The sequence below is a fragment of the Blochmannia endosymbiont of Camponotus nipponensis genome (assembly GCF_009827135.1).
Taxonomy (GTDB): domain Bacteria; phylum Pseudomonadota; class Gammaproteobacteria; order Enterobacterales; family Enterobacteriaceae; genus Blochmanniella.
The window spans coordinates 129,924-149,725 of the sequence record NZ_CP046534.1; the positions used below are offsets into that span (position 1 = coordinate 129,924).

The following is a 19,802-nucleotide window of genomic DNA, read 5'->3' on the forward strand; positions in this document are numbered from 1 at the left end:
GATGCTTTAATATCTATAAGTTTCTGTTGTAAATATTCATACGTATCGATATATTTAGAAACTTTATACTCAACACATATCAAAATATTTATGCATAATAACACTAAAATGACCAAACAAGAACTGTATAATATATTAGGACTAAACATGATATTCGCACTCCGTATGTCAGGAATATTTATGATTCTACCTGTTTTAACTGTTCATGCTACTTCCTTGCAGGGAGCAAATGGATATCTAATAGGAACAGCCATTGGAATATACGGTTTAATGCAAATAATATTTCAACTACCTTTTGGATTGATGTCTGATAAAATTGGTTATAAACCTGTTATTATAGTAGGTTTATTATTGTTTGCTCTTGGTAGCGAAATAGCAGCAACTAGCAACAATATTTGGGGACTGATTATTGGTCGAGCACTACAAGGATCAGGAGCTATTAGCAGTTCGCTGATAGCATTATTATTAGCATCAGTACAAACACAACATCATATAAAAGCTATGGCGTCAGTTGGAATAAGTTTTGGTATAACTTTTGCTATTTCTATGGTTTTTGGGCCGATTATTACTGATATGTTTGGATTACACGGATTATTTCATAGTATCACTATACTAGCTGTATTAGCTATGATTTTAACTCATATAGTAATAATGCCTATTTCTCTCCATGCTATAAAAAATCATGAAAACTTGTTTATTATGTTTAATAACATTAAAAGAATATTAATTCATTCACGATTAAAAAAATTATATATCAGTATTTTTTTTATACATGCTATTCTAATGCTAAACTTTATTGCTTTACCTAAAGCAATAATAAATTTAGGCTATCCTCTTAGTATACATTGGAAAATCTATAGTATAATTATGATGATATCTGCTATCGCAGTATTAGCCTGTATTGTCTATTTTAAGGCTAAAGATCATATAGAAAAAATATTAATTTCTTGTATAAATATTTTATTTATATCTGAATTAATTATGTTAATTAATACGTATTCTGTAAAGTCGTTTTTATTTGGGATGCAATTATTTTTCATAGCGTTTAGTTTAATAGAAACAATATTACCTACTATTATCAACAAAGAGTCACCAAATACATACAAAGGCGCTACTATTAGTATTTATTCTATTGCTCAATTTTTAGGTGTAGGATGCGGGGGATTTGTAGGTGGTGTTCTATTAGAAATACAAGGTGTATGGTTAGTATTATTTTTTGCATTAATCGTATCTTTGTTGTGTATTGTAACAATCAATACACAACACTAACTATTTTAATAGAGTAACAGATAAGAATAATTATAACATTATATCTGATTCCAATATATTTAAGACAAAATTATTATAGATAGGCAAAATTATTAAAATTCTTATTGTAATATCCATTACAACAAACAATATTCTCTAATTCCAATTAAACATCAACACCATTAAATAAAAATTTTCATAGCACTTTCATATGCAAAGTGTTATCGACCAAATTATAACGATGGCCTATAAATCTTTACATTATGAAATCCTTGTTTAAATAAATGCATTGCATGCAATCTGCTCATTATACCATGATTACAATATAATAAATATACTTTATTTGGATCTAATGTAGAAAACTTATCAATTAATTGATAAAAAGGTATCTTTTGTACTTTTGTACCAATCAAATAAAGAGGACTTCTTTCTTGTTCAATTTCTGTGCGTATATCTAATACTATATCATTACAATTCAATATTTTTTTAGTTTCTACCTCAAATAAAGGTTGATTTATTATTTGATCAGGAATGGTTTGTACGTCTATTATATAATGTTGAGAAACTGCACGATCTAATATAGTAAAATCAAAATTTTTTTCTTCAAACTCAATATGTTGTTTTGTTGTTTTTATAGTTGACTTCTTTGATATTAATCCGCAATATTCTGGAATATCTTTTGATAACATTTCTGTACCTATTTTCCGAGCCAAATCAATAATTTTTTCTTTGTCATAAGAAATTAAAGGACGAAATATCATATGATCAGATACACTATCAATAAGTATTAAATTATTTAAAGTTTGACTAGATACTTGTCCTAACACCTCTCCTGTTATTAAAGCAGGAATTTTAAAACGATATGCTATCAATGATGCAGAACGTATCATCATGCGTTTTAATACTACTCCTATTTGATTATCTTTTATTTTAGAAATAATTTCTTTAACCACTTCCGAAAAATCAATAGAAATAAATTTTATTTTATGAGAACTACTGAATTTATGCCATAGAAAATATATTACCTTACATACCTCAATGGCATGCATATCTCCACCTAAATTAAAAAAACAATAGTGCACTTTACATCCTCGTTTGATTAACATATAACTCGCAACAGCTGAGTCAAACCCTCCTGAAATTAATGATAAGCATTCTTGTTGTGTACCTATCGGTAATCCTCCCAAACCTTCATAACGCTTGATAATTATAAAAAAATGATTATCTTTAATTTCTAAATACACAATTTTTTCAGGTTTTGTTAAATCAACCTTAACATTATTCATATTTTGACACAATTTATTTCCTAAATAACGTTCAGCTTCCTGAGAAGTAAAATCATGATTACCACGGCGTTTAACCCGTACGCAAAAGCTTTTTTCTAATAATTTAATATCGTGGCTTAAACTAAGCATAATTTTTTCATAAATATCTTGTAAAGAATTAAAACAACTCTCTCTAACTAAGAGAAAATGATGAATACCAGGAATATTCATTAAAATAATATATATTTTTTGATTATTATTATTAGATTTTATTTCAAGATAATCCCATTTACGTATGATTAACACCGATTCATTATTTTTTTTAAAAACAGATGCTATATTTGAAATAAGAACCTTTATAAAAAAAACCCGTACAGCACGGCTTTTTATAGTAATTTCTGGTGAAAATTTAACAATTATTTTCATATAAATATTTTAAATATATAAAAAACATTTTCAAATAAACACGATATATATATATCGTATATTAAATTAAATAATTTTAAAAAAACAAACATTACTATCATATGGATAATTACTATCTTACAAATGATTATATAAAAATTACATGTATCATTACTTATTTTATTATAAAATACACATAAAAACACAAAAAATTAAAAAATAATTGTAATAACATATAGATATTTTCATTATGTAATATTATTATATATAAGTATCATTAAAATACATATATTTAATGATATTGTTTTTATTATTATGTATTAAAATACTATGCTTATGTTGAATTTTGCTAATAAGTTACGTAACAGTCATCAACAAGTAGACGAAGCTATTAAACGATATCTGCTTATGTTTATTAAACAAGACGTATCTCTTCTTATGAAAGCAATACGTTATAGTATCTTGCTAGGAGGAAAGCGATTACGTCCTTTTCTAGTGTATCAAACAGGAAAACTATTTGGTATTAGATCGTCAAATCTTAATGCTCCAGCAGCAGCCGTTGAATGTATCCACGCTTACTCTTTAATTCATGATGATTTACCTATTATGGATAATGATAAACTACGTCGAGGACATCCCACATGTCATATTAAATTTGGTGAAGCTATTGCTGTCTTAGCAGGAGATGCTCTACATACATTGGCGTTTACTATTCTTGCGACAGCACATATGCCAACCATTTCAGATCAAAATCGTTTAAAAATGATTGCTACGTTAGCCTCTGCTAGCGGAGCTAACGGAATGTGTTTGGGCCAATCCTTAGATTTGATTAGAAAAAATAATAAAAACATATCAGCCACACAATTAGAAACTACATACCAATATAAAACAGGTTCATTAATTCGAGCCGCAGTTCGTATTGGAGCTTTAGCGGCAGGAAATAAACGCTACAATATATTAACATTGCTAGACCATTATGCCACAACTATAGGTTTAGCTTTTCAAATACAAGATGATATTATAGATATTTCACGATCATATGATAATAAAAAAGAAAAAAGTATACAATCACAACATAATGATGATAATAATAATGATATAAATACCTATCCGAAAGTATTGGGATTAAAAACAGCTCGAGTTAAAGTTCAAAATTTATATTGTGAATCATTGGCACATTTAAAGTATATTGCAAAATTAGGCTACAATGTTAATACTTTATCTGAATTTTCACGCTATATCATTAAACATAGAAATTAATATTATATGCATGATTATTAAAATAAAATTTGATATGAACCGCAATTTACATGAATACCCCATATTAGATACAATCAATACTCCCAAGGAATTAAGACAATTACCTGAAGATAATTTAACAAAATTATGTAATGAATTACGTCAATTTCTTTTAACTAGTGTTAGTAAATCTAGCGGACATTTTGCATCTGGATTAGGAACTGTAGAACTTACCGTTGCCTTACATTATGTATATAATACTCCATTTGATTATTTAATTTGGGATGTTGGACATCAAGCGTATCCACATAAAATTCTTACGGGAAGGCGTGAACGCATTTTTAGTATTAGAAAACGAAATGGATTACATCCATTTCCTTGTCGTGATGAAAGCGAGTATGATGTGTTATCAGTAGGACATTCTTCTACCTCCATTAGCGCAGGATTAGGATTAGCAATAGCCTCAGAACGAGAAATGTTAGGACGTCGTACAGTATGCGTTATAGGAGACGGAGCTATAACGGCTGGTATGGCTTTCGAAGCAATGAATCATGCTGGATCTGTAGAATCTGATTTATTAATTATTTTAAACGATAATGAAATGTCTATTTCAGAAAATGTAGGAGCATTAAATAGTCATCGTGCTAATATTTTAGCAAAAAAAACATATTCTGCTGTAAAATCAAGTGACAATAAAATATTATCTGATCTTTTTTCAAGCAACAAATTAATTAAACGTATCGATAAAAACATCAACAATCTTAGTTCATCAAATTCATTGTTTTCACAACTTGGTTTCAATTATATTGGACCTATTAATGGACATGACATATTAAAATTAATACATGCTTTAAGAAATATACGTAATATGAAAGGACCCCAACTTTTACATGTTTTTACAAAAAAAGGTTTTGGATATAAACCAGCAGAAAAAGATCCCATTAAATGGCATGCAGTACCAAAATTTGATCCTACAAGTGGATCATTACCTATAGAAAATACTAAAAATATAACTTATTCTACAATTTTTGGCGATTGGTTATGTCAAGTCGCAGCTCACGATAATAAAATTATAGGAATTACCCCCGCGATGCGAGAAGGCTCTGGAATGAGTATATTTTCTCAGAAATATCCAAAACAATATTTTGATGTTGCAATTGCTGAACAGCATGCTGTAACATTCGCCGCTGGATTGGCTATAGCAGGTTACAAGCCTGTTGTCTCTATTTATTCAACGTTTTTACAACGTGCATATGATCAAGTAATTCATGATGTAGCAATTCAAAATTTACCTGTACTGTTTGCTGTTGATCGAGGAGGTATTGTTGGAGCAGATGGACAAACTCACCAAGGAGCTTTTGATTTATCGTATTTACGTTGTATTCCAAATATAATAATAATGACTCCAAGCGACGCATGCGAATGTAAACTAATGTTGTACACAGGATATTGCTATCAATATGGACCTAGTGTTGTAAGATATCCTAAAGGATATGCCGTACCCGGTAATTTAAATACAACAAAACTATTACACACTTTACCTTTAAGTAAAGGTGTAATACTCCGACAAGGAAGTTACATCGCTATTCTTAATTTTGGAACTTTATTACAATCAGCTTATAATGTTGCATATAAATTAAATGCAACATTAGTAGATATGAGATTTGTTAAACCATTAGATGAAACATTAATAAAAAAACTTGCTAAAAATCATCAAGCTTTGATTACATTAGAAGAAAATACAATAATGGGTGGTGCAGGCAGTGGAGTAAATGAATTTATTATGCAGAATAAGTTATCAACTTCAGTTCTAAACATTGGTTTACCTGATTTTTTTATTTCTCAAGGCTCGCAGTCAGAAATACTCTCTGAACTTGGATTAGATAGTATAGGTATTTACAGAAAAATTACACAATGGATACGTTAAATTATTTCATAACAGGTATAATATGATTTTTTTAATTCTAAAAATTTTAATAAACTAACTGAAATAATTCAGCAATATATTCCTAAAAATTTTAATCATATAAATTACTTAATAATAAAATAATATAAATAGATACAATACTTGCCAGTATATCATCAATGATAATTCCAAATCCATTTCTTATTCTACGATCACACCAGGATATTGGCCAAGGTTTTATAATATCCAATATTCTAAATAAAAAAAAAGCAACGATTATCAACAACCAACTATGTATAGGTACTATAATTAACGTGATCCACATACCAACAAATTCGTCCCAAACAATTGATTTATGATCATGAATTCCAATAATTTTATTAGTTTTATCACAAAAATATATACCTACTCCTATTCCAATCATTAGAAATAAACAATAAAAATCATATGAAAATAAATACATCAATACCCACCATATTGGTATTGCCAATAATGAAGCTACAGTTCCTACAGGTAACCAAGAAATAGTACCTAACCCAAAACCAGTAGCAAAAAAATAGCATATATTAGATAATTTCAAATTATTAAGCATATTTAAGATATACCAATGCATATTTATCAAATTTTTTGATAAATAAAATTAAACCATTATATTCTTATTAAATTTAAAGTTTTTCCATAAATGACAAATTATTTAATAACAATATAATTATTTTTCATTAATACAAATTTGAGCTGCTATTTTATCTAGCACTCCGTTAATGAACTTATGGCTTTTTTCAGCGCCAAAAATTTTAACGAGCTCAATTGCTTCATTAATAGCAACCTTATATGGTATATCATTACATTTAGTAAGTTCAAATAATGCAATACGTAAAACCAAATGTTCAATATAACCTAGTTTATCTAAATTTCGGGAGAGATGTGGTATCATTAACTTATCCAGCTCTTCAGAGCAACTTATTACTCCAATATATAATTCATGAAAATAAGAAACATCAGAATCTTGCATATTTTGTTCTATTATAATATAGTGCGCTATCTCTTTAGCGTTATTTTTAGATAATTTCCAAGAATACAGTGCTTGCAATGCACATTCGCGCGCACGCCTTCGAGTAATTGCTTTCACATAATTCCTTTTATAAACTTATATATGTAGTAAAACTATTTTTTAATCATTTGTAATATGTTAATCATTTCTAAAACAGCCAAAGCCGCTTCTGATCCTTTATTATGAGATTTAATGCCTGAACGTTCTATAGCTTGATCAATATTTTCTGTAGTCAGCACTCCAAATCCAATAGGAAGTGTATTTTCTATGGATACATTAGATAATCCAGTGCTGCATTCTTTTGCTATAAATTCAAAATGCATAGTAAACCCACGAATTACTGTACCTAAAGCGACTATTCCATCATATCTACGGCTCACAGCTAATGCTTTTGCGATTAATGGTAATTCATAAGCGCCCGGAACCCAAATGATAGTTATATTTTCATCTTTTACATGACCAATTCGCTTTAAAGTATCTAAAGCTCCTTCAAGTAAATTATTATTAACAAAACGATTAAACCGCACCACAGCGATAGCAATTTTAGCTCGATTTGCCGTAATATCACCTTCAATAATATTCATAATAATCCTGATGTTTCTATTTACTATACAGTTATATTTATTCATATTTGTAAACACATATACTATAACATAATATTACAACGACCAATGCACAAAATATATATCATATGCTCTGTGGAATTAACGTTAAACGGATATCTGGCCCAACATTTTTAATATTAAGTAACTTAAAAGACTTAATATCATTAAGACACTTAATATTTGGTAACAAGCATAACGGACGCGCATCAGATCCTAAAAATTTTATAGCTTGGTATAAAATAAGTTCATCTACTAATCCAATATCTAACAATATCCCTGAAAATGTAGCTCCTGCTTCTACCCAAATATTATTAATTTCACGATATGCAAGATACTGCATTAATTCCATTAGATTTATTCGACGATGACCATGATAATTAATTGAAGATAATAATAATTGTTCCACTGATGGAGGCCAATTTCGGTGATCTTTTTTCAAACGTACGAGCAAAATTTTTCCCTTGTATCGTGTAATACGATGTGTTGGAAGTACTCTGTTTGTACTGTCAATAATAACTCGCAATGGTTGCCTGACTTGATTATTCATGTATATACGTTTCATTTCGTCCGAAAAACATGTCCAACGTACATTTAATTTTGGATCATCTGCTAAAACAGTACTAGCAGTAGACAGAATAACATCACTTTCTGCTCGAAAATGTTGTACATCTTGACGCGCCTGAGTAGATGTAATCCATTTACTTTCTCCAGAAGACATAGCTGTCCTACCATCTAAAGATGCGGCTAATTTCAATGTAATCCATGGCAGTCCAGTACGTACACGTTTAATAAACCCTCGATTTATCGATTCAGCTTCAGATAACATCAAACTATGTTGTACTTCAATACCTGCTTTTTTTAACAAATGCAAACCACGTCCTCTTGCATAAAAATGAGGATCCAGCATAGCTACAACAACACGTTTAATGCCCGCATTAATTAATGCAGTAGTACAAGGAGGAGTGCGTCCATAATGACTACATGGTTCTAAAGTAACATAAGCAGTGGCGCCTCGTGATAAATTTCCAGCAACACGCAAAGCATGTATTTCAGCATGTGCTTCTCCAGCGCGTACGTGATATCCTTCTCCTACAATTTTATTATTACGAACAATGACACATCCTACGTTAGGATTAGGCATTGTAGTAAAGCGCCCTTTCCATGCTAATTGCAATGCCCGTGTTAAAAATGTCTTATCATACGGTAGGATGTCATTCGCCATAGTATCATGAGATCTTGCAACTAAATATATTTATGTATGAATTTGTTTTTATTAATAAAAACAATAATTTAAATCTGATACTACGAAGGTGCTATTGTTTTAATCTTTTAATTATGTTATCATATCGTAAATATTCGATACACACTAAAATACTATCATATACATGATACTTATATAATACGTAAACATCACAGTTAATATATTATTAAATAATGATAATAATAATATTAGATCTCATTTTTTATGTATTGTTATAATAATATTTTCAATGATTGCATCTATATTTTGCATTGCCATTATACATATAAATTTTACATAAAAATTTAACTATAAATGTATTAAAAATGCATATTCAAAACACTTATCTAAACAATAGATCCCATCAGAAACTATAATAAATTATTAAAATACTGTTACATACCATACATCATTGATGTGCATAAACTTAATAAATAAAATACCAGCAATAAAATATTTTATTTAATTTTATTTATCTTTATAAAATGACCCCGTCTGGTACCTAGTTTCAAAGCTAAAGCCGAAGCTATATATATTGAAGATACTGTACCAATAACAGAGCCAAGCAATAAAGTTATTGCAAATCCATGTAACATACTTCCCCCGAAAACTAGTAATATCAGTAACACCATAATAGTTGTAACTGAAGTGATTATGGTTCTACTGAACACTTGACTCAGTGATATATTAAATACATCTATAGATTTTACTACGGATATACGACAGAAATTTTCTCTAATTCTATCAAAAATAACTATTTTATCATTAATAGAGTAACCAATGGCTGACATCAAAGCAGCAACAATAGTTGCATCTATTTTTACAGAAAACAAAGATAATATACCTAAAATAACTATCATATCATGAGTTAAAGATATAACTACCCCAGTGGCTAATCTCCATTCGAAACGGAACGTTATATATATTAAAATACATATTAACGCGACTAATAACGCTATTATTCCTGTATTTATTAATTGATTACCCACACTCGGTCCAATCCAATTTACTTGTTTAACAAAAAAATTTTGGACAATACCGTGTCGTAAAATACATATAATATCATTCATAATATTATGATTAAGCTTGTTGTCATGTGAACCTAACGGTAATCGAATCATTACATTTTGAGAGGCACCATAACCCTGTACTATGGGGTTATTAAATCCCGATTGAACTAAAATATTTTGAATATTAATAATATCAACATTTTCTTCTAAAACAATTTCAACTAAAATACCTCCGGTAAAATCCAATCCCCAATTAAAACCACGCGTTATCATAGCACAACATGAAATAAAACATAAAAATATCGATAAAAAAAATACTACGCGCTTCCATGAAAGAAAATCATAAATTTTAATAATAAATACCACTCATTTTAAAAATTTAATAAAATATATTAATAATATATAAGTGTAAGAACTTAAAAAATTAAATGGATATCTTATTAACATGTCTTTTCCCATAAACCAAATTAACGACAGCACGAGTGCCGACAATAGATGTAAACATTGATGTCCCCACTCCAATAATAGTAGTAATAGCAAAACCTCTAATTGGCCCTGTACCAATTAAGTATAATATAATAGAAGTAATAATAGTTGTAATATTTGCATCTAAAATACTGGTAAGTGCTTTACGATATCCTGTATATATTGCATATTGCACTGGTTTACCTTGTTTTATCTCTTCTTTAATTCTTTCATTAATTAATACGTTTGCATCGACAGCCACAGATAAAGTTAATATTATTCCCGCAATACTTGGCATAGTCAACACTACTCCTGGAATAACAGACATTGTACTTATCATAAGTATTAAATTGGAAATAAGAGCAATACTAGCTATCAATCCAAAATAACGATACCATAACACCATAAAACATATTGAAGTCAATATCCCTAAAGCACATGCAGTAAATCCTTGTACAATATTTTGTTTACCCAGAGTAGGACCAACAATCCGTTCTTCTTCAATATGAATAGGTGCTACTAAAGTTCCCATACGTAATAACAATGAAAGACGTCGCGCTTCATTTAAATTGCTAATACCAACAATACGAAAATTATTACCTAACTGAGATTGAATAGTAGCAATATTAATAATATTTTCTTCTTTAATTAAAATAGTACGACCTTTAACATCTTTTTCTCCGCTATCTTTATATTCTACGAATAAAGTAGCTATTGCTTTTCCAATATTATCTTTAGTAAAATTAGACATCATGATGCTACCCATTCTATCTAACGTAACATTTACTTGAGGTCGATTATATTCGTCTACGCTAACATTAGAATTAATAATATTATCTCCAGATAAAACTATCCGTTTATATAATGGTACTAGATCACCATTTTTACTTAATTTAATTTCGGAATCTTCTGGAATTAAGTTATTATTTATTTCAAATTCACTTATTGCTGCATTAACCAAACGAAACTCTAGATTTGCAGTTGTACCGAGTATTTCTTTAACTTTTTCAATATCTTGAATACCAGGTAATTCCACAATAATACGATCAGTTCCATGACGCTGTACTAATGGTTCAACAATACCTAACTGATGTATACGACTACGTAAAATAGCAGAGTTTTGATGTATTGCATATTCACAAATTGCGTGTTTTTTTATTTCAGAAAAAAACAAATGTAATGTATCTATTCCTATTCCCTGCAATTCTAGATCATGATCTATTGGAGATAACAACAGAATCGCATTATTTCTATACTTATCATTTTGGAAATTAATTTCAATGCCATGATTTTTAATTTTGTGTATTTTTAAATAAGGAATATTTTTTTCAAACAAAATAGTTTTTAAAGTATCAATGTATTTTTCTTGAAATTTATCTAATACAATTTCCGTGTTTACGTGTATTACAAAATATATTCCACCACATAAATCTAACCCTAATTTTATAGGTTTAGCTTTTATTACAGATAACCAATGCGGTACATCCGGAGTAGTTCCAAGGGATATCTGATATTTTTTTGAAAAAATAATTGATAATTTTTCATAAGCCTGAAGTTGATCCTGTCCACAAAAAAATTGTATTAGAATTTTATCTGCTTGTAATGACATACATTTGTTAATTATTTTTTCATTAGCTAGTATTTTTTCAACTTGATACAATAAAACATCACCAATTTCTTGATGCATCGCTTCTGGAGTGCATTGAGTAATATATATTGTAGGTTTATATCCATATAAACTTGGTAACATATAAATTATACTAGTAATGAATACTAATATAATTGCAAAATATTTCCATAAAGGATAATTATTTAACAAAGATTTTATCTCAAACTACGTTAAAATTATAAATTATAATGCTTTCATAGTACCCTTAGGTAAAATAGCAGTAACACAATCACGCTTTACCAATATTTCGTTACCATTAGCATTGTTTTTTTCATTAAGAATAATGAAGATATACCCTGTTTCTGTGACTTTAACCACACGACCAACTAATCCTCCATTAGTTAATATCTCATCTCCTTTGGAGATAGAGTTTAATAATTCTTTATGAATTTTATTACGTTTTTGTTGCGGTCTAAAAATCATAAAATAAAAAATTCCAGCAAATACCGCCAACATAATTACTAAAGAATACGGATTGCCTTGCGAATTAGAATTAACACTTGCCCAAGCAGCATTAACCAACACGTTCATTTATATTTCCTATTTTTATAGAATAGTTTTATTATTAGTTTAATGTAAAAACTAAATTTATATCGACATTAAATACGATTAATACGTCTATAAAAGATATCAATAAATTTTTTTAATGATTTTATCTTTATAGCTTGACGTAGTTCCTTCATTAAACGCTGATAATATCTTAAATTATGAATAGTATTTAAACGTACACCAAGAATTTCTCTACAACGATCTAAATGATGTAAATAAGAACGACTATAACTCTGACAAGTATAACAATCACAGTTCTTATCCACTGGAGCAATATCTTTTTTATATCGCGCATTACGAATTCTAATTATTCCATCAGAAACAAACAAATATCCATTACGAGCATTACGGGTTGGTATAACACAATCAAACATATCAATACCTTGCCGTACTGCCTCCAATAAATCCTCTGGTTTTCCAGCACCCATTAAATAACGTGGTTTATTTTCAGGAATTATTTGACATATATGAGATAAAACATGATACATTTCTTTTTTTGGCTCACCTACTGATAAACCCCCTATTGCATATCCATCAAAACCTATATTTATTAATTCTTTTGCTGATATATCTCTTAAATTTTTATACATACCTCCCTGAATGATGGCAAATAACATATTTGAATTATGTAATGCATCAAAATGTAAACGACTACGTTCCGCCCAATTTAACGACATGTTTACCGAGTTTTTGACATAATTCCAATTATTAGGATAAGATACACACTCATCAAAGATCATAACTATATCAGATTGTAAATCATGTTGAATTTCTATTGATTTTTCTGGAGTTAAAAATACACGATGACCATCGATAGGACTTTTAAAATATACTCCTTCTTTTGTAACCGTACACATTTCCTTTAAACTGAATACCTGAAATCCTCCAGAATCTGTAATTATAGGACCCGTCCAACTCATAAATTTATGTAAACTGCCATGTAATTGCACAACATTTAAGCCAGGCCGTAACCACAAATGAAAAGTATTACTTAAAATAATCTGTGTTCCGCTTGCTTTAATTTCTTCTGAAGTTAATGTTTTTACAGACCCATAGGTCCCTACTGGCATAAAGGTGGGTGTATCTATTACACCTCGACTACAAACAAGTCTACCAAGACGAGCACAACCGTCTGTTTGCAACAATTGAAATGACAAATTTTTATCCTCTAATTAAATAAATGTTTACTGATCAAATATAACCGTAATCAAAAAAATAATTATAAACTTATAGTTATAACAATCTTTATTCATACATGTTATGAACAATAAAATATAATATCTTCACAACTACAAATTTATATCTATATTATATAGTTCATGATCCTTAATAAAGGTATGATAATATTTGAATTCTTTGTATTATTATAAAAATTAATTTTAATAAAAAAATCAATGATCATATCCTTCAAATATATAAATAATCTCTAAAAATAAAAAATATTTATACATCCAAATAAAATTAATCAATAGTTATATTATATTGATATACATTAATGCTGTATTTAATTATTTTATAGTAATTATCCACATTAATTTATGTAATATCTATTTTTTAAATTTTAATACAATTTATATTATATTATTACAAATACTTATACACGTTTAGTGCGTATAACATAGTTTTTGTTTAATAATTAGTATTGATTAAGAACCATCTACTCAATATATAGCATTAAGAAACTATCGCTACGTATACATCACATATACCTAGAAAATGTTATATCATTAAAAATATCATTCAATTGTAAGAATATTTATTGATATTTAGACATGAACTATCACGCTATTTTCCGTATTATTTGTAACCTATTTTTTATTTCAGCATTGAAATATAACAGAACGACCATTTAACTAATTTTATTCAATATTATTGATATATTATTGATTACCACCGCCAAAATAAATTTTTATACAATCCTTATAAGTACCATTTATATGTATTCACTATATTAGATAGAACATTAATTTTGTTGACTCAAATATTATATATATATGGAAATGAATTATCATTGTACAGCATATATAACTATATAAAACTCAATGTGCAAACATATATCCGTATAATCCAAGCAACATTACTTTAATATTATTAAATATCATAAATATCCTGACCTTCAATTTTTTATAAAATCCCACAAATAACTTGATTATCATACAATTCAACTATCTTAAAATTACAAAACTTGCAATTGGAACAAACTTCTTCAATTTATATATCGAATGATACAGAATATTTAAGAAATCTAAATAAAAAAATCTACAAAATTTTATAAAAAATCATAATTTTTGACTATTAATTTAAAACTATTATAACAGTCTCCATATAAAGCAACTATTATGATTCTGTCATGTTTCATTATAAAAAAATGTGAAATTCTTTTTGATAAATAGTATCACTTTATATACAAATATTTAATATAAATTAAACATAATAATAATTAACTATCACTACTATTTTGATAAGTAAAAAAATGAATTTTTCTGATTTTTACTATATCAACATAATATTATATATAAAATAAATAATAAGTAGACAAACTTCTTAACATACCAAAATAATTAAATTTTTATTAATTATGCTATTTACCAGATACAAATATTTATTTAAAAATTTTCCACAGTATTGTTTGCACAAAAATAATTTAAGCAGTAAAATAAAATATTGATCATGAAAATAAACTATATATATATTGAATTTATTAATATATTAGATATATTACAACAAGGATTAAGGAGCCAATATGGTATTAGTCAGTCGTGCTGCTCCAGATTTTACTTCTTCTGCAGTATTAGGAAACGGTGAAATTATAAATAATTTTAATTTATTAGATTATATTAACAAAAAAACAACAATAGTATTTTTTTGGCCTATGGATTTTACTTTTGTTTGTCCATCAGAATTAATTGCTTGTGATAAACGTTATGTTGAATTTCAAAAAAGAAACGTGGAGGTTATTGGAGTTTCTATAGATTCAGTTTTCGTACATAGTGCTTGGAGACAAATTCCTGTGAATAAAGGTGGAATTGGGTTATTAAAATATATTATGGTTTCTGATATAAAACACGAAATTATTAAAAAATATGGCATTGAACACCCAGATACAGGAGTAGCCTTACGTGCTTCCTTTTTAATAGATAAACTAGGAGTTATACGACATCAGGTAATTAATGATTTACCTTTTGGAAGGAATTTTGATGAAATGATTCGTATGGTAGATGCACTGCAATTTCATGAGGTTCATGGACTTTTATGTCCTGCTCAATGGAATAAAAATAAAGAGGGACTAGAAGCATCTCAGAAAGGAGTGATCAATTATCTCTCTAATAATTTGTCTCAATTATAAAATAAAATGAAAAACATCATAATAAAATAAAATTGACTCTTTTATAAAAACGCATACATAATCTGTAATCACATATAATCCATTATTTAAAAAAATATCACACGATAATATATATATGCCGATATAGCTTAGATGGACAGAGCAGCGCATTCGTAATGCGAAGAATATAGGTTCGAATCCTATTATCGGCATATAGGACTATAATAGTTTATTTTTATTATACAATACACAAACATTCATATATAATACATACTAAAAAATTAGTTTTCCCTTCTCTTAAGAAAGGGACCCCATTTCCTTTTCTATGATAAGAATAATTAAATGAATTATTTTAATATGAACTTCTTGAATATGATCAAGATAACTTAAGTATGGCACACAAATTTCTATATCTATGTGATCAGATAATTTATTTTCTTTTTTATCTCCAGTCAAAAAAATTATTTTCATTTCTCGTTTATACGCTGCTTCTATAGCGCATAGAATATTAGCTGACTTACCGGAAGTAGAGATCGCAAATAATACATCTTTTTTGTTACCAACAGACTCAATATAGCGAGAAAAAACATATTCGTAACCAAAATCATTACTAACACACGATAAGTATGACGGATCAGAAATAGCTATCGCTGCATACCCTACACGATTATTTCTGTAACGTCCGGTTAATTCTTCTGCAAAATGCATAGCATTGCAGTGCGAACCACCATTTCCACAGGATAAGACCTTTCCTCCCATTTTAAAAGTATTAGCAATAAGTTTCGCGGACAATGCTACCAAATTAATATTGTTTTTTCCAGAAAAAAACATCTGCATCGTTTTTATAGTTTTATTAAATTCATTATAAATTAAATCATGATACATGACTACTCCTACGAACTAACAAACATATACATAAAAAAAGTAATATACATTTTATTATAATAACATCCCTTTTGGTTTCCACAAAAAAACACTAAATATATAAAATTCTTAAATAATTGTTTAAATAAATATATCTATTTACATCCTAAATTATCTAATATGTAATATATTACATAATTGAAAATATTTGATGGTCATTGTATTGTATTTATACAACAGAAGTAAACTTTATTATTCGTTATATCATTCATTGCTACGCCATATACAACGTTTATTTACCTGTTGCAAACGATCTAAATATTCCTCATGAGCTAATTTTTCCTGTTCATTCGCATGAATTATTTTTAATGATGTTGCACGAGTACACTTCATATTACCTAATCGCGTTAGATCATTAATTTTATTATCTGACATATTTGTATTCATCATTTCCATAAATTCTATTTTTGTTTGTCCTCCACTCATAGATAAAAATACATTGGCTAATAACCGTGCATCAATCAATGCACTATGCAAATCTCTTCTTTTATCAGTATTAATAAAATAACGCTCGCATAATGCATCTAAATTGTTACGTTGTCCTGGAAATTTTTTTCGAGCTAATTTTAAACTATCAATTATGACGCAATAAGATTCCATTTTTTTTAAGTTTACATTGCACATCCGTAATTCTTGATTAAGAAAACCCAAATCAAACGGAGCATTGTGAATAATTAATTCACTACCATGAATAAATTTTAAAAATTCATTTACTATTTCTGAAAAAGTAGGTTTATTTTTTAAAAATTGATCGCTAATTCCGTGTACCTGGAAAGCCTCAATATCAACTATCCTATTTGGTCGCATATATACATGAAATATCTCGTCAGTTAAATGACGATTCATTATTTCTACCGCACCGATTTCAATAATTCTATGTCCTTCATAATGAATTCCAAATTTGTTCATGCCGGTAGTTTCAGTATCTAAAGCAATTTGTCGTACAATATTAGTGCTCATAGCCTCTCATTTGTGTCACACTAGTTACCTTCCAAAACATTATAATATACTTTATAATATGTATAAAAGAATAGAAATTTTCACCGATGGATCATGTCTTGGTAACCCAGGCCCAGGTGGTTGCGCCGCAATATTACGCTATAAACAACATAAAAAAGAATTCAGTATTGGATATCGCTTAACGACCAATAATCGTATGGAATTAATGGCAGCTATCATCGCATTAGAATCACTCAAAAACCCATGTCAAATTACTTTAAATACTGATAGTCAATATTTATTAAATGGAATTACTCAATGGATTCATATATGGAAAAAACATCATTGGAAAACTGCTGAAGAAAAATTAGTAAAAAATATTGATTTATGGCGCCGTCTAGATACAGCAATACAAATTCATAACATTATTCATTGGAACTGGCTAAAAAGCCATACTGGACACCCAGATAATGAACGATGCGATCAATTAGCTCGCCTAGCTGCTAAAAATCCTTTAAACAAAGATTTTTATTAATTATTAATTAATATTACTATCACTGCTATATGAAATATAGCAGTGATATATTTTCATATCAACACAGATAATTTCATATAAAAGTGATTGATTTATCAAAATTTCCATTAAAAATTCCACACGTACCATTTTTGGTATATGATATTATGATACTATTAAAAATAATTATTTAAAATTTTCATTTGAACCTACATTTACATTCAAAAATAATTAATCCAAGTTCTAAAAATAATAATTTTTGACAATAAATTGGCTATGAATATCATTAGAATTCCAGCGCTAACCACTAATTACATTTGGCTTCTATATAATTACAGAAATGAATGTATAATTATTGACCCTGGAGAAACAATACAAATACTAAATATTTTAAATAAATTTAAGTTTAAATTACGAGCAATTTTATTAACTCACAACCATTCCGATCATGTCAATGGCGTAGACACACTAATACAATATTTTCCAAAAACCACTGTTTATGGGCCCATGGAAACTAAAAATAGCGGTGCTAAAATTTTAGTGTCAGAAGGAGATTACTTTACATTATTACAAAAAAAATTCACGGTTCTTAATTTATCCGGACACACATTAGGACACATCGGTTTTTACAGTGAACCCTGGCTGTTTTGTGGAGATACTGTTTTCTCTGCAGGTTGTGGTAAAATCTATGACGGAACTATTCGGCATATGTATGAATCTTTTATAAAAATTAAGAATCTTCCTCATAACACTTTAATTTTCAGTGGACACGAATACACCTTATCTAATTTAAAATTTGCTACCTTTGTCCTACCTCAAGATCAATTTATTACCAATTATTATAAAAAAATTATTAAATTACGTGAAAACAACCAACCTACCGTTCCAACAACAATAAAATTGGAACTAACAATCAACCCTTTCTTTCGCTGTAATCACTTAGATATAAAAAAATCACTAAATTTATCTCCGGACATTAAAGAAGAGTGGCAAATTTTTTATGAATTACGCAAAAAAAAAGATTCGTTTTAATTTTTAAAATAAACAATTTACCAGACTAAATAGTTCAAACTTCTACAAAACAATGCAAAGTCACCACTTAAAAGTAAGCATGCGGTTCTATTTTTGCTCTCAAAAACACATTATTTATAAATATTCAAAAATTTATTCTCTATGTGTACTCAACAATACACTGAATAATAAAAAAATTAAACTTATCCATCTTATTACTTAAATTATTTTCAAAATATTTATAATTAGATTAATTACAAACTCACAATACTTGGCAGCCCCCTACTCTCGCATGAGGACACCCCACACTACCATTGGTACCACGACATTTCACTTCTGAGTTCGAGATGGGATCAGGTGGTACTATCGCGCTAACGCCGCCAAGTATAATCATCAACAATCAGACAAAAAATTTTTTGAACAATCACTTAAAGTTA

Annotated in this window: 17 protein-coding genes, 1 tRNA gene and 1 rRNA gene; 7 read left to right on the plus strand and 12 right to left on the minus strand. The window is 28.3% G+C overall.

Features of this window, described 5'->3' with window-relative positions:
- The first annotated feature begins 180 nt into the window (after nucleotides 1-180).
- Nucleotides 181-1,269, plus strand: a complete 1,089-nt coding sequence (locus tag GN161_RS00510) for an MFS transporter (RefSeq protein ID WP_236840105.1) — start codon at nucleotides 181-183, stop codon at nucleotides 1,267-1,269.
- Between the two features lie 212 nt (nucleotides 1,270-1,481).
- Here the strand turns inward: GN161_RS00510 and thiI are convergent, their stop codons facing one another.
- Nucleotides 1,482-2,939, minus strand: coding sequence for a tRNA uracil 4-sulfurtransferase ThiI (gene thiI / locus GN161_RS00515; RefSeq protein ID WP_159714450.1), 1,458 nt, complete (start codon nucleotides 2,937-2,939; stop codon nucleotides 1,482-1,484).
- Nucleotides 2,940-3,248: 309 nt separating this feature from the next.
- On the opposite strand from thiI, the gene ispA reads away from it, so the two are divergent.
- Nucleotides 3,249-4,178: a (2E,6E)-farnesyl diphosphate synthase gene (gene ispA, locus GN161_RS00520; protein WP_159714453.1), complete on the plus strand. Its 930-nt coding sequence runs from the start codon at nucleotides 3,249-3,251 to the stop codon at nucleotides 4,176-4,178.
- A 34-nt stretch (nucleotides 4,179-4,212) separates the two neighbouring features.
- Nucleotides 4,213-6,084, plus strand: a complete 1,872-nt coding sequence (gene dxs, locus GN161_RS00525; RefSeq protein WP_159714456.1) for a 1-deoxy-D-xylulose-5-phosphate synthase — start codon at nucleotides 4,213-4,215, stop codon at nucleotides 6,082-6,084.
- 91 nt (nucleotides 6,085-6,175) lie between these two features.
- Here the strand turns inward: dxs and GN161_RS00530 are convergent, their stop codons facing one another.
- The 8 genes from GN161_RS00530 to tgt form a co-directional block, all read right to left on the minus strand.
- A complete protein-coding gene (locus GN161_RS00530) occupies nucleotides 6,176-6,655 on the minus strand; it encodes a phosphatidylglycerophosphatase A family protein (protein ID WP_181950841.1) in 480 nt (159 codons plus the stop codon).
- Nucleotides 6,656-6,772: 117 nt separating this feature from the next.
- Nucleotides 6,773-7,192 carry a transcription antitermination factor NusB gene (nusB, locus tag GN161_RS00535; RefSeq protein ID WP_159714462.1) on the minus strand — a complete coding sequence of 140 codons (420 nt, stop codon included), beginning with the start codon at nucleotides 7,190-7,192 and terminating at the stop codon, nucleotides 6,773-6,775.
- Between the two features lie 35 nt (nucleotides 7,193-7,227).
- Nucleotides 7,228-7,698, minus strand: coding sequence for a 6,7-dimethyl-8-ribityllumazine synthase (ribH, locus tag GN161_RS00540; RefSeq protein WP_159714464.1), 471 nt, complete (start codon nucleotides 7,696-7,698; stop codon nucleotides 7,228-7,230).
- Nucleotides 7,699-7,801: 103 nt separating this feature from the next.
- Nucleotides 7,802-8,941, minus strand: coding sequence for a bifunctional diaminohydroxyphosphoribosylaminopyrimidine deaminase/5-amino-6-(5-phosphoribosylamino)uracil reductase RibD (ribD, locus tag GN161_RS00545; protein WP_159714466.1), 1,140 nt, complete (start codon nucleotides 8,939-8,941; stop codon nucleotides 7,802-7,804).
- Nucleotides 8,942-9,417: 476 nt separating this feature from the next.
- Nucleotides 9,418-10,335 (minus strand): protein translocase subunit SecF, encoded by a 918-nt coding sequence (secF, locus tag GN161_RS00550; protein WP_159714468.1) that lies wholly within the window; start codon nucleotides 10,333-10,335, stop codon nucleotides 9,418-9,420.
- A 58-nt stretch (nucleotides 10,336-10,393) separates the two neighbouring features.
- Complete coding sequence (gene secD / locus GN161_RS00555; RefSeq protein WP_159714470.1) at nucleotides 10,394-12,253, minus strand: protein translocase subunit SecD; 1,860 nt, start codon at nucleotides 12,251-12,253, stop codon at nucleotides 10,394-10,396.
- A gap of 33 nt (nucleotides 12,254-12,286) precedes the next feature.
- Nucleotides 12,287-12,634 (minus strand): preprotein translocase subunit YajC, encoded by a 348-nt coding sequence (gene yajC / locus GN161_RS00560; RefSeq protein WP_159714472.1) that lies wholly within the window; start codon nucleotides 12,632-12,634, stop codon nucleotides 12,287-12,289.
- Nucleotides 12,635-12,702: 68 nt separating this feature from the next.
- Nucleotides 12,703-13,809 carry a tRNA guanosine(34) transglycosylase Tgt gene (gene tgt / locus GN161_RS00565; protein ID WP_159714474.1) on the minus strand — a complete coding sequence of 369 codons (1,107 nt, stop codon included), beginning with the start codon at nucleotides 13,807-13,809 and terminating at the stop codon, nucleotides 12,703-12,705.
- A 1,586-nt stretch (nucleotides 13,810-15,395) separates the two neighbouring features.
- On the opposite strand from tgt, the gene GN161_RS00570 reads away from it, so the two are divergent.
- Nucleotides 15,396-15,998, plus strand: a complete 603-nt coding sequence (locus tag GN161_RS00570) for a peroxiredoxin C (protein ID WP_159714476.1) — start codon at nucleotides 15,396-15,398, stop codon at nucleotides 15,996-15,998.
- A gap of 117 nt (nucleotides 15,999-16,115) precedes the next feature.
- Nucleotides 16,116-16,189, plus strand: a tRNA-Thr gene (locus GN161_RS00575).
- Nucleotides 16,190-16,274: 85 nt separating this feature from the next.
- On the opposite strand, the gene lpcA is transcribed toward GN161_RS00575, so the two are convergent.
- A complete protein-coding gene (gene lpcA / locus GN161_RS00580) occupies nucleotides 16,275-16,808 on the minus strand; it encodes a D-sedoheptulose 7-phosphate isomerase (RefSeq protein WP_420021887.1) in 534 nt (177 codons plus the stop codon).
- A 297-nt stretch (nucleotides 16,809-17,105) separates the two neighbouring features.
- Entirely contained in the window at nucleotides 17,106-17,861 is a 756-nt protein-coding gene (gene dnaQ, locus GN161_RS00585) for a DNA polymerase III subunit epsilon (protein WP_159714481.1), read from the minus strand.
- A 58-nt stretch (nucleotides 17,862-17,919) separates the two neighbouring features.
- Between dnaQ and rnhA the strand changes: the two genes are divergently transcribed.
- Together rnhA and gloB are read left to right on the plus strand one after the other, a co-directional pair.
- A complete protein-coding gene (gene rnhA, locus GN161_RS00590) occupies nucleotides 17,920-18,375 on the plus strand; it encodes a ribonuclease HI (RefSeq protein ID WP_159714484.1) in 456 nt (151 codons plus the stop codon).
- A 255-nt stretch (nucleotides 18,376-18,630) separates the two neighbouring features.
- Nucleotides 18,631-19,386, plus strand: coding sequence for a hydroxyacylglutathione hydrolase (gene gloB / locus GN161_RS00595; protein WP_159714487.1), 756 nt, complete (start codon nucleotides 18,631-18,633; stop codon nucleotides 19,384-19,386).
- Between the two features lie 248 nt (nucleotides 19,387-19,634).
- Here the strand turns inward: gloB and rrf are convergent.
- A 5S ribosomal RNA gene (gene rrf, locus GN161_RS00600) occupies nucleotides 19,635-19,750 on the minus strand.
- Nucleotides 19,751-19,802: the final 52 nt, after the last annotated feature.